The 26419-nt window shown below is 40.2% G+C and carries 26 protein-coding genes and 4 tRNA genes; 22 read left to right on the top strand and 8 right to left on the bottom strand.

Going from position 1 to position 26419, the window contains the following annotated elements:
• Positions 1–5 precede the first annotated feature (5 nt).
• The 15 genes from ybgE to recC all read left to right on the top strand — a co-directional run bounded on the left by ybgE (position 6) and on the right by recC (position 11342).
• Positions 6–293 carry a cyd operon protein YbgE gene (gene ybgE / locus KPF51_RS06490; RefSeq protein WP_005717137.1) on the top strand — a complete coding sequence of 96 codons (288 nt, stop codon included), beginning with the start codon at positions 6–8 and terminating at the stop codon, positions 291–293.
• Between the two features lie 129 nt (positions 294–422).
• A complete protein-coding gene (gene ybgC / locus KPF51_RS06485; protein WP_005722941.1) occupies positions 423–833 on the top strand; it encodes a tol-pal system-associated acyl-CoA thioesterase in 411 nt (136 codons plus the stop codon).
• An 18-nt stretch (positions 834–851) separates the two neighbouring features.
• Positions 852–1541, top strand: coding sequence for a protein TolQ (gene tolQ / locus KPF51_RS06480; RefSeq protein WP_005732598.1), 690 nt, complete (start codon positions 852–854; stop codon positions 1539–1541).
• A gap of 75 nt (positions 1542–1616) precedes the next feature.
• Positions 1617–2039: a colicin uptake protein TolR gene (gene tolR / locus KPF51_RS06475; RefSeq protein WP_005722921.1), complete on the top strand. Its 423-nt coding sequence runs from the start codon at positions 1617–1619 to the stop codon at positions 2037–2039.
• A 15-nt stretch (positions 2040–2054) separates the two neighbouring features.
• A complete protein-coding gene (gene tolA, locus KPF51_RS06470) occupies positions 2055–3209 on the top strand; it encodes a cell envelope integrity protein TolA (RefSeq protein ID WP_061405913.1) in 1155 nt (384 codons plus the stop codon).
• A gap of 73 nt (positions 3210–3282) precedes the next feature.
• Positions 3283–4581 (top strand): Tol-Pal system beta propeller repeat protein TolB, encoded by a 1299-nt coding sequence (gene tolB / locus KPF51_RS06465; protein WP_211599570.1) that lies wholly within the window; start codon positions 3283–3285, stop codon positions 4579–4581.
• Positions 4582–4601: 20 nt separating this feature from the next.
• On the top strand, positions 4602–5054 hold the full coding sequence (gene pal, locus KPF51_RS06460) for a peptidoglycan-associated lipoprotein Pal (RefSeq protein ID WP_005722918.1): 453 nt from the start codon (positions 4602–4604) through the stop codon (positions 5052–5054).
• A 194-nt stretch (positions 5055–5248) separates the two neighbouring features.
• Positions 5249–5324, top strand: a tRNA-Lys gene (locus tag KPF51_RS06455).
• A gap of 43 nt (positions 5325–5367) precedes the next feature.
• Positions 5368–5443: transfer RNA gene (locus KPF51_RS06450), tRNA-Lys, on the top strand.
• A 43-nt stretch (positions 5444–5486) separates the two neighbouring features.
• A tRNA-Lys gene (locus tag KPF51_RS06445) sits at positions 5487–5562 on the top strand.
• 171 nt (positions 5563–5733) lie between these two features.
• A complete protein-coding gene (locus KPF51_RS06440; protein WP_005722914.1) occupies positions 5734–6261 on the top strand; it encodes a prepilin-type N-terminal cleavage/methylation domain-containing protein in 528 nt (175 codons plus the stop codon).
• Positions 6262–6264: 3 nt separating this feature from the next.
• Positions 6265–6978 carry a type II secretion system protein J gene (locus KPF51_RS06435; RefSeq protein WP_005722912.1) on the top strand — a complete coding sequence of 238 codons (714 nt, stop codon included), beginning with the start codon at positions 6265–6267 and terminating at the stop codon, positions 6976–6978.
• Positions 6975–7622 (top strand): DUF2572 family protein, encoded by a 648-nt coding sequence (locus KPF51_RS06430; protein ID WP_064661088.1) that lies wholly within the window; start codon positions 6975–6977, stop codon positions 7620–7622. The genes KPF51_RS06435 and KPF51_RS06430 overlap by 4 nt, the downstream gene beginning before the upstream one ends.
• The gene (locus tag KPF51_RS06425) at positions 7606–7896 is read left to right on the top strand and encodes a DUF5374 domain-containing protein (protein ID WP_005722908.1); all 291 of its coding nucleotides are present in this window, start codon (positions 7606–7608) and stop codon (positions 7894–7896) included. Before KPF51_RS06430 ends, KPF51_RS06425 begins: the two co-directional genes overlap by 17 nt.
• A 71-nt stretch (positions 7897–7967) precedes the next feature.
• Entirely contained in the window at positions 7968–11342 is a 3375-nt protein-coding gene (gene recC / locus KPF51_RS06420) for an exodeoxyribonuclease V subunit gamma (RefSeq protein ID WP_005722905.1), read from the top strand.
• A gap of 47 nt (positions 11343–11389) precedes the next feature.
• Here the strand turns inward: recC and rimI are convergent, their stop codons facing one another.
• Together rimI and KPF51_RS06410 are read right to left on the bottom strand one after the other, a co-directional pair.
• Complete coding sequence (gene rimI, locus KPF51_RS06415; RefSeq protein ID WP_005722903.1) at positions 11390–11833, bottom strand: ribosomal protein S18-alanine N-acetyltransferase; 444 nt, start codon at positions 11831–11833, stop codon at positions 11390–11392.
• Positions 11830–12240 (bottom strand): DNA polymerase III subunit psi, encoded by a 411-nt coding sequence (locus KPF51_RS06410; RefSeq protein ID WP_005722901.1) that lies wholly within the window; start codon positions 12238–12240, stop codon positions 11830–11832. The genes rimI and KPF51_RS06410 overlap by 4 nt, the downstream gene beginning before the upstream one ends.
• Positions 12241–12314: 74 nt before the next feature.
• Between KPF51_RS06410 and rsmC the strand changes: the two genes are divergently transcribed.
• Complete coding sequence (rsmC, locus tag KPF51_RS06405) at positions 12315–13301, top strand: 16S rRNA (guanine(1207)-N(2))-methyltransferase RsmC (protein ID WP_061405917.1); 987 nt, start codon at positions 12315–12317, stop codon at positions 13299–13301.
• Between the two features lie 95 nt (positions 13302–13396).
• Here the strand turns inward: rsmC and fbpC are convergent, their stop codons facing one another.
• The 5 genes from fbpC to KPF51_RS06380 form a co-directional block, all read right to left on the bottom strand.
• Positions 13397–14446, bottom strand: coding sequence for a ferric ABC transporter ATP-binding protein (gene fbpC, locus KPF51_RS06400; protein WP_005722897.1), 1050 nt, complete (start codon positions 14444–14446; stop codon positions 13397–13399).
• 17 nt (positions 14447–14463) lie between these two features.
• A complete protein-coding gene (locus tag KPF51_RS06395; RefSeq protein WP_005754424.1) occupies positions 14464–16521 on the bottom strand; it encodes an iron ABC transporter permease in 2058 nt (685 codons plus the stop codon).
• A 146-nt stretch (positions 16522–16667) separates the two neighbouring features.
• A complete protein-coding gene (locus KPF51_RS06390) occupies positions 16668–17702 on the bottom strand; it encodes an ABC transporter substrate-binding protein (protein ID WP_005722892.1) in 1035 nt (344 codons plus the stop codon).
• A 12-nt stretch (positions 17703–17714) separates the two neighbouring features.
• A complete protein-coding gene (locus KPF51_RS06385; protein ID WP_005722890.1) occupies positions 17715–18737 on the bottom strand; it encodes an ABC transporter substrate-binding protein in 1023 nt (340 codons plus the stop codon).
• 23 nt (positions 18738–18760) lie between these two features.
• Positions 18761–19798 (bottom strand): ABC transporter substrate-binding protein, encoded by a 1038-nt coding sequence (locus tag KPF51_RS06380; RefSeq protein ID WP_005754420.1) that lies wholly within the window; start codon positions 19796–19798, stop codon positions 18761–18763.
• Positions 19799–20052: 254 nt separating this feature from the next.
• Here KPF51_RS06380 and udk point away from each other — a divergent pair, with 254 nt between their 5' ends.
• The 4 genes from udk to KPF51_RS06360 are packed head-to-tail and all read left to right on the top strand — an operon-like array spanning position 20053 to position 23738.
• Positions 20053–20703, top strand: a complete 651-nt coding sequence (gene udk, locus KPF51_RS06375; protein ID WP_005722886.1) for a uridine kinase — start codon at positions 20053–20055, stop codon at positions 20701–20703.
• A 16-nt stretch (positions 20704–20719) separates the two neighbouring features.
• Positions 20720–21304, top strand: a complete 585-nt coding sequence (gene dcd / locus KPF51_RS06370; RefSeq protein WP_005717106.1) for a dCTP deaminase — start codon at positions 20720–20722, stop codon at positions 21302–21304.
• A gap of 1 nt (position 21305) precedes the next feature.
• Positions 21306–22520: a hypothetical protein gene (locus KPF51_RS06365; protein WP_061405918.1), complete on the top strand. Its 1215-nt coding sequence runs from the start codon at positions 21306–21308 to the stop codon at positions 22518–22520.
• Between the two features lie 3 nt (positions 22521–22523).
• Entirely contained in the window at positions 22524–23738 is a 1215-nt protein-coding gene (locus KPF51_RS06360; RefSeq protein WP_059246128.1) for a sugar transporter, read from the top strand.
• Between the two features lie 19 nt (positions 23739–23757).
• Here the strand turns inward: KPF51_RS06360 and KPF51_RS06355 are convergent.
• Positions 23758–23847: transfer RNA gene (locus KPF51_RS06355), tRNA-Ser, on the bottom strand.
• Positions 23848–23985: 138 nt separating this feature from the next.
• Between KPF51_RS06355 and dauA the strand changes: the two genes are divergently transcribed.
• Both dauA and KPF51_RS06345 read left to right on the top strand, forming a co-directional pair.
• Positions 23986–25725: a C4-dicarboxylic acid transporter DauA gene (gene dauA / locus KPF51_RS06350; protein WP_016534464.1), complete on the top strand. Its 1740-nt coding sequence runs from the start codon at positions 23986–23988 to the stop codon at positions 25723–25725.
• Positions 25726–25746: 21 nt separating this feature from the next.
• Complete coding sequence (locus KPF51_RS06345; protein ID WP_061405919.1) at positions 25747–26409, top strand: bifunctional 4-hydroxy-2-oxoglutarate aldolase/2-dehydro-3-deoxy-phosphogluconate aldolase; 663 nt, start codon at positions 25747–25749, stop codon at positions 26407–26409.
• The last annotated feature ends 10 nt before the right edge of the window (positions 26410–26419 follow it).

Here is a 26419-nt window from a genome sequence, read left to right as displayed (position 1 = left end):
TCTCAATGATTAATTCACTATATCAAATCTTTAATAAGGGTTCGTTAAGAACCCTTTCATTTATATTCGCTATCTTGATCACATTGTTTTTTTTCTTCAATATCAATGATTTTTCTACAAACTTACGTAGTGCACCAGCACCCTTAATTTTATTGATGATTTGGGGGACGGGGATTCTCTGGATTCATGGTATTGGCTTTGAGATCCGTAGCACACTTTGGAAAGGCTTATTTTCGCCTATAATTGGCTATATTGGATTTATTTTGGCTATCGTGGTAAGTTGGGCGGGATAATGATGAGTTGTAAAGCAAAATTTTTGCTCAGAATCGTATGCTAGACTTGCTTATCATTCATACAAGCTCTAAAATACGCCACCAATTTGTCGAGATGTGACGACGTAAACAAACGGAAGGAATAGAACAATGGTCGCCAATGTATTTAATTTTCCTATTCGTGTTTATTATGAGGATACTGATGCGGGTGGTGTCGTTTACCATGCGCGCTATTTGCATTTTTTTGAGCGAGCAAGAACAGAATATTTGCGTTGCGCAGGATTTTCACAGCATACACTGTTAAATGAACAACAGCTCGCTTTTGTTGTCAAAACAATGAATATTGATTATCGCTATCCAGCAAAGCTCGATAATTTATTAATCGTCGAGACGTTAGTCACTGAGTTGAAAGGCGCATCGATTTTCTTCACTCAACGATTAAAGAAAGAGGAACAGATTTTATGCGAGGCTACAGTAAAAGTAGCCTGTGTTGATCTTGGAAAAATGAAACCAATCGCTATTCCTGCAGAGATGAAAGCTGTATTGGTAAATGAGTTATAAAACCTTTTGGAGTATGTAATGACTGCAGATTTGAACTTTTTAGAATTATTTCTAAAAGCCAGTATCGTTGTTCAATTTGTTATTGTAATTTTAATAATTTTCTCAATTATGTCTTGGGCAATTATTATTCAACGTAGTCGTATTTTAACAAAGGCATTGAAAGATTCAGCTGCCTTTGAAGATCGTTTTTGGTCCGGTGAAGATTTAAACCGTCTATTTGATGGTTTAGAAAATAAGCGTGATGGGTTGAGCGGAAGTGAACAAATTTTTTATGTTGGTTTCAAAGAGTTTTCGCGTTTAAAACAAGCTAATCCTAATGCACCAGAGGCTATTATTCAAGGGAGCTCACGAGCAATGAACTTGGCCATGAATCGTGAAGTGGAAGAACTTGAGACGCGCGTGCCATTTTTAGCAACGGTGGCATCTATTAGCCCATATATTGGTTTATTTGGCACAGTCTGGGGGATCATGCATGCATTTATGGCATTGAGTGGTGCTAAGCAAGCCACATTACAAATGGTTGCCCCAGGTATCGCAGAAGCATTAATTGCAACGGCGATTGGTTTATTTGCAGCAATTCCTGCGGTGATGGCCTATAACCGTTTAAGTTTACGTGTCAGTAAATTAGAACAGAATTACGGTAATTTTATTGATGAATTTACCACAATTTTACACCGCCAAGCATTTGGTAAAAATGGCACACACTAATCGCTAAGCGATGTTTAGCGTTCCGTGCCTTTTGAGATAAGTGCGGTTGTTTTTTTAGAATTTTGAGGGGAGATAATGTCTTACCGCCGTAAACGTAGAGATGTGAAATCTGAGATCAACATCGTTCCTTTTTTGGACGTGTTACTCGTGTTGTTGCTGATTTTTATGGCAACAGCGCCAATTATTAGCCAAAGTGTCCAAGTTGAATTGCCTGATGCGGTAGAGAGCCAAAGTGTCAGTAATGAAGATAAAGTGCCGGTTATTTTAGAAGTAGCAGGTATCGGACAATATAGTTTAGCGATTGGTACAGAGCGCTTAGAGGGACTGACTGAAGAGATGGTTACTCAATTGTCTAAACAAGAATTCGATAAAGATAATAATACGTTGTTTTTAGTGGGTGGTGCGAGAGATGTTCCTTATGAAGAAGTGATCAAAGCACTCAACTTGCTTCATCTTGCAGGTATTAAATCTGTTGGATTAATGACAAACCCGATTTAATAAAAAGGCAATATTGTGCAAAGTAAGCAGAACAATAAAGACATCAGTGCGGTTATTCTTTCCGTCATTTTGCACGCGATCTTATTTGGCTTATTGATTTTAGGTTCCCTCTATCATCGGGTTGAAATTATGGGTGGCGGTGAAGGTGACAGCGAGGTGATGGGAGCGGTGATGGTTGATACAGGCGCAGCTGCTCAAGAGTGGGGACGCCTTCAGCAACAGAAAAAAGGTCAAACCGATAAAGCGAAAAAAACGGAACCTGTTATTGAAGAGAAACCTGTACAGCCAGATGAACAAGAGATCATTCGTCAGCAAGAAATTGAGAAGCAAAAAGCGTTAGAAAAACAGAAAGAAATTGAAAAACAAAAAGAAATTGAACGTCAAAAACAACTTGCTGAGCAGAAAAAGCAAGAAGAACAAGCACGCTTGGCGGCATTAGAAAAACAAAAACAAGCAGAAGAAGCAAAAGCGAAGCAGCTAGCTGAAGCGGCAAAACTAAAGGCAGAAGCAGAAGCTAAACGCTTAGCTGCATTGGCTAAACATGCAGAAGAAGAGGCGAAAGCGAAAGCAACAGAAGAAGCCAAGCGTAAAGCGGAAAAAGCGAAGGCAGAGGCTGAGGCAAAAGCGAAAGCAGAAGCAGAAGCGAAGGTCAAAGCAGAGAAAGCCAAAGCAGAAGCGGAAGCGAAGGCCAAAGCAGAAAAAGCCAAAGCGGAAGCAAAAGCAAAAGCTGAAAAAGCAAAAGCCGATGCGGAAGCTGCACAACGCAAAGCGAATCAAGCCGCGCTGGATGATTTCTTTAGTGGAGGAGATGTCGGTGGAGGCTCTGCAACGAGAGGATCAAATACGGATCGTCAGGGAAGCCAAGGAAGCGGTGCAGCACTGGGGGCTGGTGATGGTGGAAAAACAGGCGATCAATATGCCGGAGTAATTAAACGAGAAATTCAACGCAGATTTTTGAAAGAGCCGAGTTTTGCAAATAAAGTTTGCGTCGTTGAAGTCGAGTTTTTACGGGATGGAACCATTGCAAATTATCGTCGAGTATCAGGACCTGATGATATTTGTCAAGCTGCGGTAAGTGCCGTGGCAAGGACGAAGAAAGTCCCGCCAGCACCAACAGATGATATCTATCAAAGATATAAGAAATCCCCAATTGAATTTAAATTAAGATAAAGTTAGTATTGCCTTTTTGTTTATCGTAAATCAACGATAAAGGATTGGAAATGAAAAATAATAGGTGGTTCCAATGAAATTAGTCACCCGTATGTGGAGTATATTGATCGTATTCTTTCTTGCTGTATTGCAACCTGCACAAGCAGAGGTACAAATTGTCATTGATGAAGGTGTAGATAGTGCCAGACCAATTGCGGTTGTGCCATTTAAGTGGAATGGGCCGGGTTCTGCACCAGCGGATATTGCCGATATCATTGCTGCCGATTTACGCCATAGTGGTAAATTTAATCCGATTCCAGTCAATCGGATGCCACAGCACCCAACATCTGTTTCAGAAGTGAATCCAGAAGCTTGGGCTGCGCTTGGTATTGATGCGGTAGTAGTGGGGCATGTAACACCAGCAAATGGCAGTTTTAACATCGCTTATCAGCTTGTTGATACGATTGGTGCAACTGGTACTGCGGGTACGGTGTTAACACAAAACCAATATACAGTAACAGCAAAGTGGTTGCGTTATGGAGCACATACAGTCAGTGACGAAGTTTTTGAAAAATTAACGGGCATCAGAGGGGCGTTTAGAACGCGCATTGCTTATATTGTGCAGAAACACGGTGGCTCTCAACCTTATGAAGTCAGAGTATCTGATTACGATGGGTTTAATCAATTTGTCGTTAACCGTAGTGCGCAACCTTTAATGTCACCAGCTTGGTCACATGATGGTAAAAAGTTAGCTTATGTTTCTTTTGAAAATAAAAAATCCCAGCTAGTAGTGCAGGATTTAGGCTCTGGTGCACGTAAAGTGGTCGCGTCGTTTAATGGGCATAATGGTGCGCCTGCATTTTCACCAGACGGTTCAAGATTAGCCTTTGCCTCTTCAAAAGACGGTGTATTGAATATTTATGTAATGAATTTAGGTAGTGGACAGATTTCACAGTTGACTAGTGGTACAGGGAATAATACTGAACCATCTTGGTCACCTGATGGACAAACAATTGTGTTCACATCTGATAGAAGCGGTTCACCGCAAGTCTACCAAATGAGTGCATCCGGTGGTGGTGCATCATTAGTAAGCACTGGTGGTCGCAGTTATAGTGGGCAAATGACTGCCGATGGTAGCGCTATAATCATGATCAGTAGAGATAATATTGTGAAAAAGGATTTAGCTTCTGGCTCCACAGAAGTGCTAAGTTCCACTTTCTTAGATGAAAGTCCAAGTATTTCACCTAACGGTATCATGATCATTTACAGCTCTACTCAAGGGTTAGGAAAAGTGCTACAATTGGTATCCGCTGACGGTCGTTTTAAAGCACGGTTACCAGGAAATGATGGACAAGTTAAATTCCCAGCTTGGTCACCTTATTTAACTAAATAAAAAACTCTAAGGAGAAAACAATGAAAAAACTAACTAAAGTATTATTAGTTGCTGGTTCTGTTGCTGTATTAGCTGCTTGTGGTTCATCTAAAAAAGATGAAAGCGCTGGTCAAATGTTTGGCGGTTATTCAGTACAAGATTTACAACAACGTTATAATACCGTGTATTTCGGCTTCGATAAATACAATATCGAAGGTGAATATGTACAAATTTTAGATGCACATGCGGCGTTCTTAAATGCAACACCTGCAACGAAAGTCGTTGTTGAAGGTAACACCGATGAACGCGGTACACCAGAATATAACATCGCATTAGGTCAACGTCGTGCAGATGCAGTTAAACATTATTTATCAGCGAAAGGTGTACAAGCTGGTCAAGTATCAACAGTTTCTTACGGTGAAGAGAAACCTGCTGTGTTAGGTCACGATGAAGCAGCTTACTCTAAAAACCGTCGTGCTGTGTTAGCATACTAATTTATTTTTCTGTCTAAAAACTGGGTGCATTCGCACCCAGTTTTTTTATGTGTGGAATTTTACTTGTAGTGAGAAAGGCGAGAATTACGGTCTTTTGGTGAGTATTCATTCAAATAAACAAAAAAATGAAAATTTTTATTGCTTATTAAAATAAAATCAGTATTATAAGCCTCCGTTACGCAGTGATATGAAGCGGGTCGTTAGCTCAGTCGGTAGAGCAGCGGACTTTTAATCCGTTGGTCGAAGGTTCGAATCCTTCACGACCCACCACTCAACGCAAATCCTGTATAAACGCCAAAGCAATTAATGCAATGGGTCGTTAGCTCAGTCGGTAGAGCAGCGGACTTTTAATCCGTTGGTCGAAGGTTCGAATCCTTCACGACCCACCACTTAATTCAAATCCGATATAAACTCCAAAGCAATTAATGCAATGGGTCGTTAGCTCAGTCGGTAGAGCAGCGGACTTTTAATCCGTTGGTCGAAGGTTCGAATCCTTCACGACCCACCACTTCTTTTTCATTCTATATTCTTTTCAACAAGACTATTTTCAGTACAGCATTTCCTTATCCTATTTTTCTATCTATCACTTTATTTTTGCGATCCGCATCTCAAAACATTACTAGTCAATTGATGAGTTAAATCAGTAGCGATATACAGTATATGCAAAAAAAGAGGAGATATGAAAAGAGGCTTTACATTGTTAGAAATACTCATGGTATTACTGCTGATAAGCAGTATGTTGCTCGTCGTCTTACCGAATTGGACGAGAGTGATTGATTTTATTTCTTTCGAGCAAGAGCAACGCCAATTATGGATTTTTCTTCGGCAATTACAGACACGAGTAGCAACATCAGGACAAGTTTGGTTTTTGATTGCGAATCGTGATGTAAACCGCCAACATTGGTGTTTAACAGCACAATTAAAAAGTGAATATATTTGTGATTGTTTTGCTCCTCAACATTGTCCCCAAAGATTATCTGCACAATTCTATTCCTCGCATTTTACCGGTTATACGATGTTAAAGACGAAACATTATTACCCAAATACGATGACTCGATTGAGTGCTGTCAGAGACACGTTGGAAACAACCTGCTTTGTTTTACAAACCGATTATCAAAAAGCAATTTTTTCTTTATTTAATGTGGGTAGTATTAAATTGAAGAAAGAGGCTTCATTAAGTGCTTGTGAACATAACAAGGAAAATTAAAGTATGTTATTTCGCGGTTATACAGTATTGAGTTTGATGATCTCGTTAAGTCTTTCTTCTCTTTTGTTACTTGTTGCTATCGCTTTTTATGTTGATGTTCAGAGACAAAATAGGGCAATCCATTTCCAAATGCAACTGCAAACTGAGCTAGAAAGAGTGATTCAATTAATGGGAAAAGATATTCGTCGAGCGGGCTTTCGTGCGCCTCCAGAGACGACGAATAAAGTGAACTTTTCACTGTTTGAATCAGAAATACAGGCTAGTTTACAACTGTTCTCAATACATGGCGGAAATGTATCGGATTGTATTTTATTTTTTTATGATCTGGATATGAACGGTTGTTTAGGGGGAAAGTTCAAAGAGAAAACCTGTATTAAGGATGGACGAAATAATACCAGTCACCTTGAACGTGAGCTGTTTGGTTACCGTTTGAATAATGGGATGCTCGAAACACGCTTAACATATAAAAGTGCGGTAAATTCTCGCTGTAAATTAGCAGAATGTCGTACTTACTTACAACAGTCAGCGTGTCATAGTGGTGGTTGGGTAGATTTATTAGATGATCAAGAATATATCATCAGCGATTTATCATTTCATTGGCTTATGGGAAAGCCAGCGCTTGAAATCTATTTGAAAGGATACTTAAAAAAACAGCCACATTTTCAATATGAAACGACAATGGTTGTACCACTCTTGAATCATGGAGAGAAGCAATGATTTATCATAAAGGTATGGTAACTTTCGTCATTTTAGTGTTATTAAGCAGTGGATTAACTATTTTAATGTTATTGAATGACGATATTTTACATTGGCATTTGTCTGTGTTTCATCAACGGAAATTAGATGTTCAACAAATGTTAGTATTACAACGTCAGAACGAGGAAAAAAAGCAACATCTTTGTAAACATATCTCAGCAACATCTTCAGAAAATCGGCAACAAGTCGCTTTTCATCTTGTTGAAGGTAAAGCGAATTATGTTTGGTGTATTTGTCGGGCGTTATTTAAAGCACAACCTCGTCAAGCGCTTAATATCGGGAAATTAGCGTATTTTATTCAACGAGAATATCGAGATCTTTTCTCTCATCAATTTTCTGTCCAACATGCTCCCTATTTTTACTGGTTTGATGCTAAACAAACGAGTTGGACGCTGACACAAGATATCGAGGCGATAATTATTGCTGAAGGCGATTTACATATTCACGGAAAAGGGAAGATAAAAGGAACAATTGTGACTGGAGGGCGATTAACTTTAGAGCCAAGTGTGCAAGTGAGTTACCATAAAGCGACAGTAGCATATTGGGTAACACAATTACGAGATTGGCAATTAGCAGAGAAAAGTTGGCATGATTTTTTATTATGATAAAGGCATGAGTTTACCTGTATTGTTAATGGCACTAATGTTGTTTAGTGGTATTTTCCTTTCAACACAGCAGTGGCTAAGTTATCAACGCCAACGTGCAATATACATTTATCAACATGTTCAAGCTTTACAAATTGCACAGAACCAGAAACAACGTCAATTTTTGGGCTTAGCTTGTGAAAACAACGTAAAACGAAATGACTTAGTGTTTCAGATTCAATGTACATCACAGCATGTAAAAGTCAGTACGTCCTTGGCGGAGATTAGCTTGTAAAAGACTTGCGGTAGAACACAAAGTGGGGAACAATAGTCAAACTGATTGTTTCGATGTGGATAAGGCGACCTGTGTTTACAATTTATTATTCTAATGATCTTGATGTACAAAAAAATATTTTGCTCACGTTAATGCAAGATACACTGGATGATCCCTTTCAGTCAGACGTGATTTTAGTTCAAAGTCCAGGCATGGCACAGTGGTTACAATGGAAAATTGCGGAGCAGCAAGGGATTTCGAGTAATATTAAGTTTCCTATGCCTGCGAGCTTTATTTGGCAACAATACGTAGACAATTTACCGAATACTGAGGAACAAAGCCAATTTAATAAAGCGTCGATGACATGGCGTTTAATGCGTTTAATTCCCGAGCATCTTGAACAAGTCGAATTTCAATCACTTCGTCATTATTTATCTTCTTCTCATCAAACAGAACAACAAAAGTTGTACCAATTAGCCTACCAAATTGCTGATTTATTTGACCAATATCTTGTTTACCGCCCAGAATGGATCGCTTGTTGGGAGCGTGGTGATGAAGCCACTATGATGGCACAGTTAGAACGCAAGCTAAAAGATACACGCCTACCAATAGGCAACGCTTTTTCTCAAGATGTTAAATGGCAAGCAATACTATGGCGTGCTCTAGTGGCGGATGTTTTGTCTGAAAGCGGTCAGACTGTTCCTTTACATCGTGCTTATTTACAAACACAATTCTTGCAGTTCTTACAGACCCGGCACCCTGTCAATTTACCTCCGCGTCTTTTTATTTTTGGTATCTCAGCGTTGCCAAAAGGCTATTTAGAAATTTTTTATGCCATGAGTCGGTATTGTGAAGTACATTTATTTTTTACCAATGGCTGTCGTGAATATTGGGGTGATTTAATTGATCCGCGTTTTATGCAACGCTTAAGTCAAATGCAACGAACTGGCTACCATACCGCTTTACCTATACCTGTTTTTCACCATACAGATAATGCCCGATTTGAATCAAGTTATGATCATGAGCATTTATTTGAGGGGCATCCTTTGCTGTCAAGCTGGGGGAAATTGGGACGAGATTTTTTATATTTATTAACAGAATTAGAACAGCTCGAAGGCGTACGAAGTATTGATGCGTACACCGAATTAACTTCCCAACATCTTTTATCTCAGGTACAAGCGCGTATTTTACATTTAGAAGGCAAGCAAGGTTTAAATTTGGCTGAAAATGACCGCTCTTTAACGTTCCATTCTTGCCATAGCCCTATGCGTGAAGTTGAAGTCTTACATGACTATTTGCTTCATTTATTTCAGCAAGACTCGACACTTACTCCAAAAGATATTGTGGTGATGGTGGCGGATATTGATAAATATACACCCTATATTCAAGCTGTATTTGGACAGTACAATCAGGTCGCACAGCGGCAGATTCCTTTTTCTATTTCGGATAACCGTCTTTCTGAAAATGACGTGTTAATAGCAAGTTTTATTCATTTACTTGCTTTAAAAGAGAGTCAGTTTAGCGCAGAAGATATCTTAGCTTTATTAGATATTCCTGCGATTCGGAATAGGTTTCAGATTGAGTTAATGGAGTTAGAGCAGATTCGGCATTGGGTCGCACATGCTGGCATACGTTTTGGTGTAGAAAAAGAACAAGGTAAACAAGAAAAGAACACTAACTCATGGCAAGCTGGGCTGGAGCGGATGCTGCTTGGTTATGCGATGCGTGAGGAAAATGGGATTTGGCAAGGGAATTTAGGCTTTGATCCTTGTTATGGACTACAAGGGCAATTAGCCGGACGCTTGGCGGAGTTTATTGCAAGGTTATCAGCATGGTATCAGTTTTTACAAACGCCTCAGCCTATTGAAAAATGGCAACAGCATTTACTTACGCTTTTAACAGATTTCTTCGCTGAGGATGAAACGAATATTACCACTTTGCTATATATTCAAGAAACAATAGTGCAAATGGTAACAGATATTCAACAAACACATTTTGATCAACCGTTAAGTAGTGAAGTGGTTTCTGATGTCCTGTCGGCATTATTAGAAGATGATCCGAATAGCATGAAGTTTCTGGCAGGGAAAGTGAATTTCTGCACCTTGCTACCGATGCGTTCGATTCCCTTTAAAGTGGTGTGTTTATTGGGGATGAATGAAGGTGATTATCCTCGTCAACAAACGCCAAATAGCTTTGATTTGATGCAATATGATCGACGTAAAGCCGACCGTTTTCGCCGTGACGATGATTGTTATTTGTTCCTTGAAGCGCTGCTGTCAGCACAAGAGGCATTTTATGTGAGTTTTGTGGGACGTTCCATTGTGGATAACCAAAGCAAACCTCCGTCTGTGTTAGTCAGTCAATTGATTGACTATTTAGTAGATAAGTTATCAAGCGCTGAAACACAAGATTGGCAGGCTCGATTAATTGAACAGCATCCGATGACAGCATTTAGTCCGGATAATTTTCGAGGAGAAAACGGATCTTTTGCTAACCAATGGTTACCCCTAGCAAATATTCAGAAACAAGAGAGGGCGGATTTTGTTCAACCTATCGCACAAACAGTGTTAGCCGAGGATCGTGAAATTGCGTTAGCGGATTTAATTGCCTTTATTCAACATCCTGTTGCGTTTTTCTTTAAACGTCATTTAGGCGTTTCTTTTACTAAACAAGAAGAACGTATTGAAGACAGTGAAAATTTTACTTTAGATGGCTTAATGCGCTATCAAATTAATGAGCAATTGCTTTATTGTGATGAGGAAAAAAGCGCGGAGGTTCTCGCTCAATTAAAAGTAAAAGGTATGCTACCGCGTGGTGAATTTGCCCAGATCTTTGCGTTACAACAACAAGAAGACATTGCCGCGTTAAAAACAACCGTTGCTGATTATTTAAAACAAGAGGCGCATGTCGTCGAAGTGGATTTGACTATCCCGAGTGGCTATGGCGATATTCGTCTGATTGGGCTGCTAGATCAGTTGTATGCACAGCGTAGAGTGATGTGGCGAGTGGGACAAATTCAGGAAAAACATTTAATTGAAAATTGGGTGTATTACCTTATTCAATGTGCAATGTTAGCACAGCATGAACCTCCTATTTATTATGGTAAGAATGGGCAAGCGACCTTTCAAGCATTGTGTGCTAGCGAGGCGTTAAGTGTAAAAGAAATCGCGTTAGCACAATTACAAATCTATGTTGAAAGTTATTTGCAGGGCTATCAGCAGATGCAAATGGTTCCGATGAAAAATATTCAACGTTATTTAGAAGCATATGGACATACTGAGACGCCAGATTTTGATATGATTCGGACATTGTTACATCATCTAGCGGAAGGGGATTATGCTTCGGATGGGGATATTTATTGGCAACGAGTACTTGCACAACAAGTACTCGATGAGGAGAGGCTCAACGCGATAGGTGAACGGACAACATCGTGGTTTAAGCTTATGTTTGAGCAGCTTGAAAAATAGAGCGCATTTTTGTATGCCTATGCCATTGATAGTGAACGAAATGAGCTTTATAGATAGCGTGCCATCACAATCGCATTTTCACGTTGACCATGAGGCGTGGGGTAATAGTTCTTGCGCCTATCTACCTCATTAAAACCTAGTTGCTCATATAATTTCTGTGCTGCTATGTTGGATTCTCTCACTTCTAACCATAAGGTAGAAATTCCTTTTTCGGTTAATTGCTGAAGTAAGTGATTCAGTAACTGTTTACCGAAGCCTTTACCTTGAAAAGAGGGAGCAACGGCAATATTAAGTAGTGTTGCTTCATCAAGAATGTGTTGGCAAATGGCGAAAGCGATAATTTGATCATGGTAAGTGAGTTTTAAATTCAGATAATTTTCGCCTTGTGTATTTTTTAAGATTCCCATAGACCAAGGGACGAGGTGGGCTGATTGCTCAATTTCAAATAAGCGTTCTAAGTCATGTTCTGTAATTTGCGTAATGATCATCATAGCGTTGTTTGCATTTGTTGCCAGAGTTGGCGTTTGGCATGATGGTTGTGTTTAAACTGCGACCATGCGCTACTTTGCCAAATTGCGGTTGCGGGTTGACAGAAAGCCGAAAGGCGTTCGATTTCTTCCTGATTATCGCTGAGTAGCCAATAATGGACAGGATATTGCGTATTTAGATGGGGGATACGTTCAAAATCCAAGCATAAGCACATGCTTTCATCAAGGTCTAAGCTACGTAAAATATCTTTTAATAATGGAGAATCTGTTGTGAGAGCGTGCTCGGCAACGATGATGAGACGTATTTTTTCTTCTACATTAATTTTTACCACCCCTTTCAAACGAGTAGGGGACTTCAGTTGCCATTGTGTGATACCCATTTGTTGTAACAGAAGATCTCGTCTATTCATGCTATTTCTTCATCGTTGCGTGTTTTTCCTTTATAATGCGTCAATTTTAACGAATAACAGATAGGATTAACAGCGTGATTTCTCTTGAAAGCCAAGTTCTACAGCGTCATCTTTCTTTTTTTGAGCATAAATCAGTTTTATTTGCGGGGGGCATTAATGATCAGTTTCCTCAGCAAGTGCCGGCGCGCAGCGTGAAGGTATGGAGTTGGTATTTTGATTATGCCAAAAGCAAAAGTGCGGTCGATTTTTCATTAACTTGTGAAGAAAAAGCGGATCTCATGGTGTTTTACTGGACTAAAAACAAGCAAGAAGTGCAATTCCAACTTATGCAATTACTCGCTCAAGCTCCGATTGGTCAAGAAATGTTGATTGTAGGTGAAAATCGCTGCGGAGTGCGTTCTGTGGAAAAAATGCTCGATGCTTATGGCGATATTGCTAAAATTGACTCGGCAAGGCGTTGTGGGTTGTATCATTTTTGTTTAAAAAACACACCGCACTTTGCGTTAGCAGATTATTGGAAAACTTATCAGCATCCTCGCTTAGGTGATTTGCGTATTTACAGTTTACCGGGGGTATTTAGTGCGAGTGAGTTGGATGTTGGCACAGATTTGTTGCTTTCAACCTTAGATCAACCGGTGCGAGGAAAGGTGTTAGATTTAGGTTGTGGTGCGGGTGTGATTGGTGCTTATATTAAACAGCAATATCCTCAAGTTGAGCTGACTATGGCGGATATTCATGCGCTAGCCTTAGCTTCTAGCCAACGGACTTTAGCTGAGAACCAGTTAGTGGCAGAGGTGATCGCCAGTGACGTTTTTTCTAATGTGGCAGGAAAATTCGATCTGATTATTTCAAATCCCCCTTTTCACGATGGCATTGACACGGCTTATCGTGCTGTCAGTGAATTAATTATGCAAGCGAAATGGCATTTAGTACCGGGCGGCGAATTACGCATTGTGGCGAATGCATTCTTGCCTTATCCTGATTTATTGGATCAACATTTTGGCTCACATTGTGTGTTAGCCAAAACCACTAAATTTAAAGTGTATTCTGTCCGCGACTAAACAAGTACGACTCACTTTAGGGTGAATGCATTAAAGTTTAGATAAATCGGCTTAGAAAAAAGAAGGCAGACGGTAAAGTCTGCCTTTCTTACCTTTTATTCTGGCTTTAATAGAAAGACACCATGTTCAGCTAAGTGCACATAGGCTTCTTTCAACTCAGGATTAAATTGCTCTGGGTTGGTGTTGACTAACAGATCTTGTCCTCCCCAATTGGCGACAATCTCCCAATGATTCCCCATATACACCGCACTTTTAATGCTACAACGTTGTGCAGCTTCGCCTGTTTCTTTAAAAGAAATGGCTTCTGGGCGGATACCGACTAAGCATGCTCCGTCTGTTAATCCAAACTGGGCGGCATTATTGAGCTTAAATTGGTAGCCGTTTACGGTGACTTGATCTTGTTGCAATGTACCTTGGAAGATACTGGATTCGCCCATGAAGTTAGCGAGAAACAGCGAGTTTGGACGCAAATACAGTTCTTTGGCCGGTGCTTTTTGCATGATTTTCCCTTTATGCATCACGATAACTTCATCGGATACGGCAAAGGCTTCCGTTTGATCGTGGGTCACATACAGTGAAGTAATGCCTAAACGTTGTTGTAACTCTCGGATTTTTTCACGCATAGAGCGACGTAAATTGGCGTCAAGGTTACTGAGCGGTTCATCAAATAACAGCACTTTCGGCTTAAGCACTAAGGCACGTGCTAGTGCAACACGTTGTTGTTGACCACCAGAAATTTGATCCACATAACGATCTTCAAATCCAGCTAGGTCAACCAGTTCCAGTGCTTCTTTAACACGTTTGGCACGTTCTTCTTTACTGACACCTTGCATTTTTAAACCATAGCCAACGTTATCACCGATGGACATATGAGGGAAAAGCGCATAAGACTGGAAAACAATACAAATATCACGATTTTGGATCGATGATTTTGTGACATCCTCTCCATCAATGAATATTTGCCCTGAAGTTGGGCTTTCTAAGCCTGCCACTAAACGTAATACAGTGGTTTTCCCACAACCAGAAGGACCTAACAGCGTGACCATGGTGCCACGTTTAATGCTGAGATCTAAATTATCAATCACTACGGCTTTACCAAATGCTTTTGTGACATTTTTTAACACTAAGAAATCGTTATTACTCATATTCTACTACCTATCAATTAATTCATTTTTTTCGCTTTAGAACGTGAAATGCGCGTATCGCCCACGATCCAGTCAAAGAATAAGATAATCGCCATCATTACTACGATGAGGATTGAACCATATGCAATTGCAATACCGTATTCACCATCTTCTACACGGTTTAAAATATAGGAGGTTGCCACGCGTGTATCTGCGGTAACCAAGAAAATAATTGCGCTGACCGTGGTCATTGAGCGGACGAAACTGGTTACTAAAGCAGAAAGTAAAGCAGGTTTTAAGAGTGGGAAGACAATATACCAAATGGTTTTGAAGGAGCTACCTTTTAAGGAAAGGGAAGCTTCATCAAGCGATTTGTCTAATTGACCTAAGCCTGCAATGGCAGCACGCATCCCCACAGGCATATTACGCATGACCATTGATAAAATAATGATCATCGCTGTCCCTGTGAGATAAATTGGTGAGCTGTTGAAGGCAATAATATAGGATACCCCCGCCACGGTACCGGGTACAGCGAAACACAGTAAGGTTAAAAATTCCAAGGTTTTCTTGCCTTTGAATTCACGGCGAACCGTAATATAAGCAATCAGTAAACCAAATAAGGCGGTCACTGGCGCTGCACTGGCAGCAAAAATCACGGTTTGAATTAAAGAAGGCCATGCACCGTCACTGAAACCTTGTCCAAACAGGATTTGGTAGTTTTTCAAGGTGAGTGTGTAGTCAACTCCCCAGTTCACGGTGAAACTGCCGTAGAAGATACTGCCGTACAGAACAAGGTTAAATAGCGTCCAAAAGCCAAGGAAAAAGACGATAATCCCTTTTAGCCCATTTGGCAATTCTTGCACATCACCGCGGTACGATTTACCAGAAACAGTCACATAGGAACGTTTACCAATCCATAAATATTGAATCACGAAAATCGCCAGTGAGAACATTAAGAGAATCGTACCTAATGTACTGGCTGAAGCATAATCTAATTGTGAACCCGCAATATAGAAGTAAATTTGAGTCGCAATGACATCAAAGCTTCCGCCAAGGACAAGTGGAGTACTGAAGTCCGCGAGGGATTGGATGACGACCACTAAGAAGGAGTTGGCTAATGCAGGTTTGAGCAATGGGAAAATAATATGGAAGAACGCTTGGTAACGATTTGAGCGTAACGTATAAGCCGCCTCTTCAATCGAAGGGTGGATCGATTTTAAGGCACCTTCCAAGATCATAAAAGACATAGGGGTGAGTGCTAAGGTATGGGCAATCACAATACCAGTAAAGCCATATAGCCAGTTACTGCTAAAGCCTAAATATTCCACTAAAAAAGCAGTGACATACCCTGAGCGTCCAAGCATTAAAGTAACCCCTAAACCGACCACAAAAGGCGGGGTAACAATTGGCAGAATAGAGAAAATTTTACCAATGAACGCCGTACGTTTAGCGATACGTGTGGTATAGAGGGCAAAGGCTAAACCAAAAATGGTGGATAGCACACCGACCACAGAGGAGACGGCAAGCGAGTTTCCTACAACGCGAATCACATAAGGTTGTTGGATAATTTCAGCGACTTGTTGCGGTTTAAACTCACCATTATCAAAGAACATGGAAAGTAAAATGGCAAAAGTCGGGTAAACGATAAAGAAAAAAATCGTCATCACAATCGCAATGAGCGAGGCGATGACAAATTTATCCCCCTGCATGACTTTTAATTGTGCTAAAGCATTTGTCGCAAGGGCGAGAAGTGCCACCATGAGAATGATGACGGAATACCCTAGGCTAAACTTAGCGACTGTGGCAGAGATAAAGACAAATAAGAAAATCGCTGCAATCAGAGCAAGTTCTATTTTGGCACGTTTTGTACTTTCTTTTGGAAAAATCAAAGATAAAACGGGAAAAATGAGCACGGCTAAAAACCAAGACCAACTCAAATTGAGATTATACCAGCCCATAGCTTCAAGCATTTCATCGCTGGTAGAGTCCCATAAGCCGTAATCTAAGGCTTTTGATGGTAAAAGGGCAAAGCCTAATAAGGCGAATAACACCCAAATTAATGGTGTGCTAAATGTGAAAGTGTTTTTCTGCTCCATAAAGACCTCTAATTAAGCAGTAATAGACCATTCAATAGGGGGCTTGCCCCTATTGAATGAAGAAATAAAAAATCCTCTTTACTTATCAAGAATGATAAATTTTTTGTTGAACAACGTGTGAATCATATTAAACGTATTTCCACCAACTATTTTGCAAGTTTGACTTCATCTACCCATTTTTTGATCAGACGTTTACGTTCTTCTACAGCACCATATTTATCAAAATCGTAATTAATTAAATTAATTGATTTAAAGTCGAGAGAATAAGGTGATTGTTTTGCTTGAGTATTGGTTAAAATCTGGTGCGTTTCCCCTTTTTGCCAAGATAATTCTTGTGCTTCTTTTGATAATGCCCAATCTACAAATAATTTAGCATTATCGAGGTTTCTCGCGCCTTTAATAATACTGACCCCGCCAATTTCGTAACCCGTTCCTTCACAAGGGACGATTAATTCAACAGGCGCCCCTTTTTCTTTTTCAATGGAATGTTCATGTAAGAACCCGATACCAATAGCCGCTTCTCCTCGCGCAGTATTGCGTGTCGCCGTGTTACCGGACTTGGTATATTGCGACACGTTTTTATGTAAATCCGTCAAATAACGAAACGCCTTGTCTTCCCCCCAAAGTTGGATAAAAGTCGCTAATGCTGTGTAGGCTGTTCCTGAGCTTTGTGGATCGGCGGCTTGGATTTCATTTTTCAAGCGTGGATCGGTCAAATCTTGCCAACATTTAGGAACGGGAATATTCAATTTGGCTAAACGTTCTGTGTTTACTCCAAAACCGAGTACCCCTAAATAAATGGCGGAAGTGTAATTCCCTTTAACTTTAGCGGGATCTTTGAGTTCATCCGGAATGTATTGCAAATTAGGTGATTGATAAGCAGAGAGGAGCCCCATTTCTCCAGCTTGTGAATGGGGATCTAGCGTACCGCCATACCAAACATCACCCTGAGGATTGGCTTTTTCTGCCTCTATTCGCGCTAAAATACTGCCTGTTCCCGCACGAATATGGCTGACTTTGACGTCATACTTTTTGCCAAATGCCTCAACTTCTTGCTCACACATCGTGTTTTGTGCGCTGCAATAAACAGTTAATCGCCCTTCTGCGAAAGCGAGAGAGGAGAGCAATCCGCCACTGAGTAAAAGTGCGGTGGAAATGGCAGAGATTTTTAATGTTTTCATGCTGACTCCTGACTATTTATTGAGTTTGATTTTATCAACCCATTTTCCGATGAGGTGACTACGCATTTCATTTGAACCAAATTTATCAAAGTCATAATTAATTAAGTTCAATTCACTTGGCTTAAGCGCATAAGGTGACGGTTCGGCGTGAATGTTAGTTGGTACATGGTGTGATTGCGCTTCCTTCCAAGACAGTTCCTGTGCTTCTTTTGACATAACCCAATCAGCAAAGAGCTGCGCATTTTTTAAGTTACGCGCATCTTTAATCACACTGATGCCACCCAATTCATACCCTGTCCCTTCACAAGGTACAACCAATTCGATTGGCGCACCATTTTCTTTTTCAAAAGAATAGTTTTGTAAGAAGCCGATGCCAACAGTGGTTTCACCGCGCGCAGTATTACGTGACGGTGCGGTCCCTGCTTTTGGATATTGTGAAATATGCTGATCAAGTTGTTTTAAATAATCAAATGCTTGTTCTTCTCCCCAAAGTTGCACGAACGTGGCAATAGCCGTATATGCTGTACCTGAACTTTGTGGGTCAGCCATTTGAATTTCATTTTTAAAACGAGGATCAGCTAAATCTTTCCAGCATTTTGGCACGTCCTTGATCCCTAACTTTTTCAAACGTTCTGTATTGACCCCAAAACCGAGTACTCCCATATAGACAATGGAGCTTTTGCCATCACCTAATTTTTGGAATTGTGGCATCACTTCACTGAGTTTAGGGAATGGATAAGGACTTAATAAACCGAGTTCAGCCGCTTGTAAGTGAGTATCAAAAGGTCCACCATACCAAACGTCAGCCTGCGGGTTATTTTTTTCTGCATCGATTTTCGCTAGGGTACTGCCCGAGCTATTACGGATAAAAGAGGTTTTGACATCATATTTTTTTGCAAAACCTTGTACTGCTTTTTCACAAACAACATTTTGTGCACTGCAGTAAACGACTAATCTGCCTTCGCCCTTTGCCACATTAGTGGCAGTTAAACCTGCCACTAACATGCCAAATAGGGCAAGATGTGTTTTTTTCATGGTTTGCCCTCTTTTTTGTCTCACTATTTCGATAATTTGATACTATCTACCCATTTACCAATCAAGCGTTTACGCTCATCCGCGGCACCGTATTTTTCAAAATCATAATCGATTAAGTTTAATTTTGTTGGATCAAAAGCGGTTGGTGATTGTTGGGCTGTGGTATTTGTTAAGATCTGTAGGCTATTGCCTTTTTGCCAAGCAAGCTCTTGTCCTTCTTTCGATAATACCCAGTCTACGAAGAGTTTAGCGTTATCTAAGTTACGCGCACCTTTGAGGATACTCACCCCACCAAGTTCATAGCCCGTACCTTCACATGGCACGATCATTTCAATTGGCGCACCTTGTTGTTTTTGTAGAGCGTAGTCATGTAAGAAACCAATACCAATGGTCGTTTCGCCACGTGCCGTGTTATTGGACGGTGTGATACCAGATTTTGTGTATTGAGAAATGTTTGGATGTACGTTTTTGAAGTAATCAAATGCGGCTTCTTCTCCCCAAAGTTGAACGAAGGTAGCGATAGCTGTGTAAGCTGTACCAGAACTTTGTGGATCGGCAATTTGAATTTCTCCTTTTAATCGAGGGTCTGTTAAATCCTTCCAGCATTTTGGTACTTCATTGATGCCTAGTTTTTTGAGGCGTTCTGTATTCACACCAAAACCTAAAATCCCCATGTAAATCGCAGAAGTATAGTTACCTTTCACTTTTGCAGGGTCTTGGAAACGTGGCACAATTTGATCAACATTAGGCGAACGGTAAGGCTGTAATAGACCTAATTCACCGGCTTGTGATTGTGGGTCAAAAGTTCCGCCATACCAAACATCCGCTTGAGGGTTATTTTTTTCAGCTTCAATTTTCGCAAATGTGCTGCCTGAGCCGTTGCGAATAAATGAGGTTTTCACATCATATTTTTCACCGAATGCTTTAATTTCTGCCTCACACATTTCATTTGTCGCACTACAATATACGACTAAACGCCCTTTGGCGTAGGCTTGTGAAGCCAGTAACCCAGTAGCTAAAAGTGCGCTTGAAATGGCGAAAGAAAGTTTTTTGAACTTCATAGTGATTGCCCCTTTTCATATTAGAAAAAAATGATATGTCACAAGTACATAACGTCATAAAGTGATTCTAAATCCTACAGCAAAGTAAAGGAGAATACCGTGAGAGTTATCACAAAATAGAGATTCTTTACTCCAAATTATGGTAAATGAGCAAAATATCTGCTTTATTTTATCTGTCTTGGAATTGTGCTATTAAAAGTGGATTTTTTTCTTTATAATTTGTCGATCAAAACAACGCTTTTTTAGGGATAGCTATGTCAAACTCATCAACACCATCTTGTATTATTATTGCCATCGCTGGGGCTTCAGCATCAGGAAAAAGCTTAATTGCCTCAACTGTTCATCGAGAGTTGTGTGATGAGCTAGGTTGCGAAGAAATTGGCATTATTTCCGAAGACTCTTATTATAAAGATCAAAGTCATTTGGATATGGAAGATCGAATTAAAACCAACTATGATCATCCTAATTCTATGGATAGACACCTTTTAATTGAACACCTCAAAGCACTCAAATCTGGTCAACCTGTTGATATTCCCGTCTATAGCTACGTTGAGCATACTCGAACCAATCAAGTCCAACACTTTGAACCTAAAAAAGTGATCATTCTGGAAGGGATTTTATTGCTTACTGATGAAAAATTGCGTGATGAAGTCAGTGTCTCTGTTTTTGTCGATACACCACTGGATATTTGTTTTATTCGTCGCTTACAACGTGACATGAAAGAACGTGGTCGAAGTTTAGAATCGGTGGTGGAGCAGTATCGTAAAACAGTGCGTCCCATGTTTTTACAGTTTATTGAGCCCTCTAAACAATATGCTGATATCGTGATCCCGCGAGGTGGTAAAAATCGAATTGCCATTAATATGTTAAAAGCACAAATTAGACAACTTTTGGGAAAACGTTAACAGTAAGGAGCTGAGAATGAGATTATGTGATACTGATATTGAACGTTATTTAGATGATGGCATTATCGCGTTAACCCCTCGACCGAGTAATGACAAAATTAATGGTGCAACGATCGATGTTCGTTTAGGGAATTCTTTCCGCGTTTTCCGTGAGCATTCCGCACCTTATATTGATCTCAGTGGTCCAAAAGAACAAGTCTCAGCCCAATTAGAATCGGTGATGAGTGAAGAAATTCTGATTGGTGAAAATGACGCCTTCTTTTTACATCCTGGTGAGTTGGCATTAGCCACAACACTTGAGTCGGTTAAGCTACCGGCAAATATTATTGGGTGGTTAGATGGACGTTCTTCACTTGCGCGTTTAGGTTTAATGGTACATGTGACGGCACATCGTATTGATCCCGGTTGGGAAGGGCGAATCGTATTGGAATTTTTTAATTCAGGTAAGTTACCCTTAGCACTACGTCCCAATATGGTGATTGGTGCGTTAAGTTTTGAAATTTTGAGTGGCTATGCTGCGCGTCCATATAGCAGTCGTAAGAATGCAAAATACAAAAATCAGCAAAGTGCGGTAGCCAGTCGTATTGATGAGGATAAATAAAATGTTGAAAAAGATCGCCATCAGTTTTTGTGCTGTCATTGTGGCGATCTTTGCGCTTGCATATTGGCAAATTGATCGTGTCAATGCTGTCTTAACCAACGTCCTCAATGAAAAACACATCACATTTTCTCAACTCGATTTTACCTTCTTTCCTCAAGTCGAAATCCGATTATCCGATGTCAAATGGCAGGACCAACAAGTGCGGTCTGTTTTTGCGTCAAAAGTTTATTTACAATCCGAGTTTTGGTCACTATTGGCGCTAGAAAAGCGAGTGAAGACAGTACGCTTTGAACAAATGGATGTCTGGTATTCAGGTCAACATGAACCAGATCTGGTTGGAATAACAGGGGAAATTGCAGGGGACTTTCTGATTGAACCCAACCAAATTCAGCTAGCGAATATCTTGCTGAAGATGACTTTTGCGAAACCCATTTTATTTAATACACAACAATTGGAGATCGCATTACAGAAAGGTTCTATCAAACAACATTCTGCATCAGATTGGCAAGTGATTTTCGATGATGTGAAAATCAATGGTGAACATTTCGTTCTTTTCACACTTAAGGCAACCCAGCAGCCGACAATGTTGTCAACAGTATCTGAACTGCATTATGCCCATTCACAATCTCAGTCACAATTTGATTTACAGCTCTTCAATAAAGTCAATTCAACTCAGCAAGTGCGTTTTGTAGGGAAAAATATTGCGTTAGCACCTTGGCAAAAAATGTTGAACTTGCCTTATTTGCTTACTGGGGAGGCAGATATTTCGGGGGATTTGGTGTTAACCGACACGAAAATAGAAAAAGGCAAAGTGGCAATACGAATGGCTGAAGGGCACTTTAATGGTTTAAATTTATTAGACTTGGTGACGAAATATCTGCCTATTCACTATGATGAAGCGCGTTTTAATCGCGAAGATCTCAATACCTCATTTCAACACTTGCAATCCTCCCTTTCTTGGGATGCGACAAAATTAAACCTAGATACATTGACTTTTCATATTGATAAAGTCCGAGTGTCTGGGCAAGGTGCCGTAAATTTGAAAACGATGACCTGTGATGTAACGCTGAATTTAGGGTTGACTTCCCCGCAGTATCAGCATTTTTCCTTACCTATCCGCTTTTTCGACAGTTGTTCTTCTCCGCAATATAAAGTGGAATTTAATCAGAATTTACGTCATCAATTAAAAGATCTTATTAAAGAAAAATTGAGGTAATTTATGTTACCTTTTCAGGCCGCTCGTCAACGTCAATTTGCGCGTGTTATCACCTTTGCGCTTGCTGGGTTTGTGTTTAATACAACAGAGTTTATTCCTGTTGCCTTACTCTCTGATATTGCGCAAAGCTTCGCGATGCCCGTATCACAAACGGGTTTAATAATTACTGTTTATGCTTGGGTAGTGTCATTAATGTCATTGCCCTTTATGTTACTGACTGCAAAAGCAGAGCGTAGAGGGTTATTGATTAAATTACTGGTGTTATTTATTTTAAGTCATCTGTTATCCGTGATCGCTTGGGATTTTTGGGTATTAGTATTAGCCAGAATAGGTGTCGCATTAACCCATTCTATTTTTTGGGCAATTACTGCGTCTTTAGTCATTCGGGTTGCGCCTAAAGATAAAAAATCACAGGCAATTGGACTACTTGCTATAGGTTGTTCTTTGGCAATGATTTTGGGTTTGCCTCTCGGACGTTTGATTGGGCAATTCTTTGGTTGGCGTGCAACCTTTGCCATTATTGCCCTTATTGCGATAGGCATTTTATGCTTGTTTTATCAACTTTTACCGCACTTACCAAGTAAGAATGCGGGTTCTTTAAATAGTCTGCCAACGCTTTTTAAACGTCCATTATTGCTTGGGCTTTATGCGCTTACTATGATTATTATTTCGGCTCATTTTACTGCGTATAGCTATATTGAACCCTTTATGCTCAATATCAGCACAATGAGTCATAGTATGGCAACTTTTGTTCTCTTCGTCTTCGGTCTTTCTGGCATTACCGCCAGTTTGTTATTTAATCGCTATTATAATGCAGGACCGATCCGTTTTATTTTGTTTTCAATGGGACTACTCACCGCTACACTTTTGCTCTTATTCATTGCGAGCCAACAAACGTGGACAATGTTTTTATTAACCTTCTTCTGGGGAATTGGCATAGCAGGCATTGGCTTAGGATTACAAATTCGAGTGTTACACCTTGCACCTGATGCTACAGATGTCGCGATGGCAATTTATTCTGGGATTTATAATATTGGCATTGGGGCTGGCGCATTGCTAGGCAATCAAGTGATGCAACATTATGGGCTAGCCTACATTGGTGTTGCTGGGGCGTTATTTGCAGTATTCGGGCTTGTTTTATTTATTTTAGTCCAGTGGAAATATGGTCACTTAGTGCCAAATAAGTTATCGACTGAAGAGAAGAAAAAGTGCGGTTAATATGAATCATATTATTGAATGGCGGTGAGAGAGGGATTCGAACCCTCGATACACTTTCGCATATACACGCTTTCCAGGCGTGCTCCTTCAACCACTCGGACATCTCACCGTTTTGAATAGGGTGTGAACTATAAGAATTTCATTGAAGTTAGTCAAGTATTTTTTGCGTTAGAACATAAAATGCTGTGCTAAATTGAGATAAAATAAACAGTCTTGTTTTCTTAAATTTTGTAGGTCTTATTTTAATATGTTGAAGAAATGGTTTCTCAGCAAAAATGTGTTCTTAGCCGTTAAGCCTTTTAGTGCGTTAAAAGAGAGTTTTCGCGCAGGTTACACGCGTCAATCTTTAATTAGAGATATTATCGCCGGTTTAACTATTGGGGTGATTGCAATTCCTTTGTCAATGGCACTGGCGATTGCCAGTGGCGTAGCGCCTCAACATGGTTTATATACAGCGATTGTCGCAGGGATGATTATAGCGGTAACGGGGGGATCGCGTTTTAATGTTTCTGGTCCCACGGCGGCATTTGTAGTGATTTTGTACCCGATTACGCAACAGTTTGGTTTGGGTGGCTTGTTAATGGCCACGTTGTTATCGGGCTTGATTTTAGTTCTCATGGCTTTGTTCCGCTTAGGACGTCTCATTGAATACATTCCTTTGCCCGTTACCCTAGGTTTTACCTGTGGAATTGGTATCGTCATTGCCACGTTACAAATTAAAGACTTTTTAGGGCTATCTATTGTGGAAATGCCTGCGCATTATCTTGAAAAAGTGCAAACTATTGTCACTGCATTACCGACGATCAATTGGGCTGATGCTCTTGTTGGGATCGTGACCTTATTGATGTTAACGCAATGGCATAAATTACGTTTACCTATTCCGGGTCATTTACCTGCTGTGATTATTGCCACGTTATTGTCTTTAGGCTTAATTTCTGTAGGTCAAGATGTTGCCACCATTGGTTCAGCCTTTCAATACACTTTATCCGATGGCACACAAGGATTTGGTATCCCAAATGCCTTACCTGAATTTATCTTGCCTTGGCATATTCCGAATGCACAAGGGGAAGTGATTACTTGGAATTTAGAGACCATTCAAGCGTTATTGCCAGCAGCATTTTCCATGGCGGTATTAGGCGCAATTGAATCCTTATTATGTGCGGTGATTTTAGATAATATGACAGACACAAAACACCATTCTAATAATGAATTATTAGCACAAGGATTAGGGAATATTGCCGCACCGTTTTTAGGGGGGATCACGGCGACAGCGGCGATTGCGCGTTCTGTCGCGAATGTAAAAGCAGGTGGCGTGTCACCTATTTCCAGTGTTGTACATGCATTATTGGTTCTGTTTGCGCTCTTGTTTTTTGCAAATGCGTTATCTTATTTACCGCTTTCGTCGATGGCAGCTTTATTGCTCGTTGTGGCATGGAATATGGCAAATGTACCCCAAATTATTCAGCTCATCCGCCGCTCTGGTCGTAATGAAATCGCGGTGTTATTAACGTGCTTAATTTTAACAGTCATTTTTGATATGGTGATTGCGATTACTGTTGGCGTCTTATTAGCAAGTTTACTGTTTATTCGTACAATTGCAGAAATGACAAAATCGATTGAAATTGCCCATCCTGAAGATTTAAACGATGTGCTAGTTTATCGTATTAGTGGACCGTTATTTTTTGCTGCAGCAGATAATTTATTTGCCGATTTACATGATAAAACCGTCAATACCGAGCATGAAATTAAACATATTGTATTGCAATGCGATGCGGTCACGGTGCTCGATACGGGAGGTATTCATGCGTTGACTCGTTTTGTACAACATATGTTACCACATCAACAGCTTTATATGTGTAACATGCAATTTCAACCGCTACGGATGATTGTCAAATCGAATACGGTAAATGAAATTCAGAAAATTAATTTTGCTTCGGATTTATCAGATGCTTTTAATAAAATCCGTGTTTTTGAACAACAAGCATAATACGGTTTAGAGGAGAACAACATGGCTTACCGCACCGCAGAGATCGTTGAAAAATTACGCGTTTGGAAAGTCATCCCTGTGATTGCGTTAGATAATCCTGAGATGATTTTACCGCTAGCAGATTGTTTAGCTGAACATGGTTTACCTGTCGTAGAAATCACGTTTCGTTCAAGTGCAGCGGAACAAGCCATTCGTTTACTTAAACAACAACGCCCAGCTATTTTTGTCGCGGCTGGCACGGTGCTTAACCCAGAACAAGTGATGCAAGCCAAGAATGCGGGAGCAGATTGTGTGGTGACACCGGGATTTAATCCAAAAATTGTTGAACTGTGTCAACGTTTATCCTTCCCCATTATCCCCGGCGTGAATAACCCAATGGCAATTGAAGCTGCGCTTGAAATGGGCATTCATGCTGTAAAATTTTTCCCCGCGGAAGCTTCGGGCGGAGTAGCAATGATTAAAGCATTGTTAGGACCTTATCCGATGTTACAAATTATGCCAACAGGGGGCATTCATTTACAAAATATCTGTGATTATTTGGCAATTCCTAATGTGGTCGCTTGTGGTGGTTCTTGGTTTGTAGAAAAACAGCTAATTCAACAACAAAATTGGCAAGAAATTGGGCGTTTGACACAAGCGGTGATAGCACAGATAAACGACGAAAAAGGGCGGTCATTTTTGTGAAAATTTTTTC

The sequence above is a fragment of the Pasteurella sp. XG20 genome (assembly GCF_018968665.1).
Taxonomy (GTDB): Bacteria; Pseudomonadota; Gammaproteobacteria; order Enterobacterales; family Pasteurellaceae; genus Pasteurella; species Pasteurella multocida.
The sequence above is the reverse complement of the archived record's forward strand: the minus strand, read 5'-3'. Positions and strand labels throughout refer to the sequence as shown.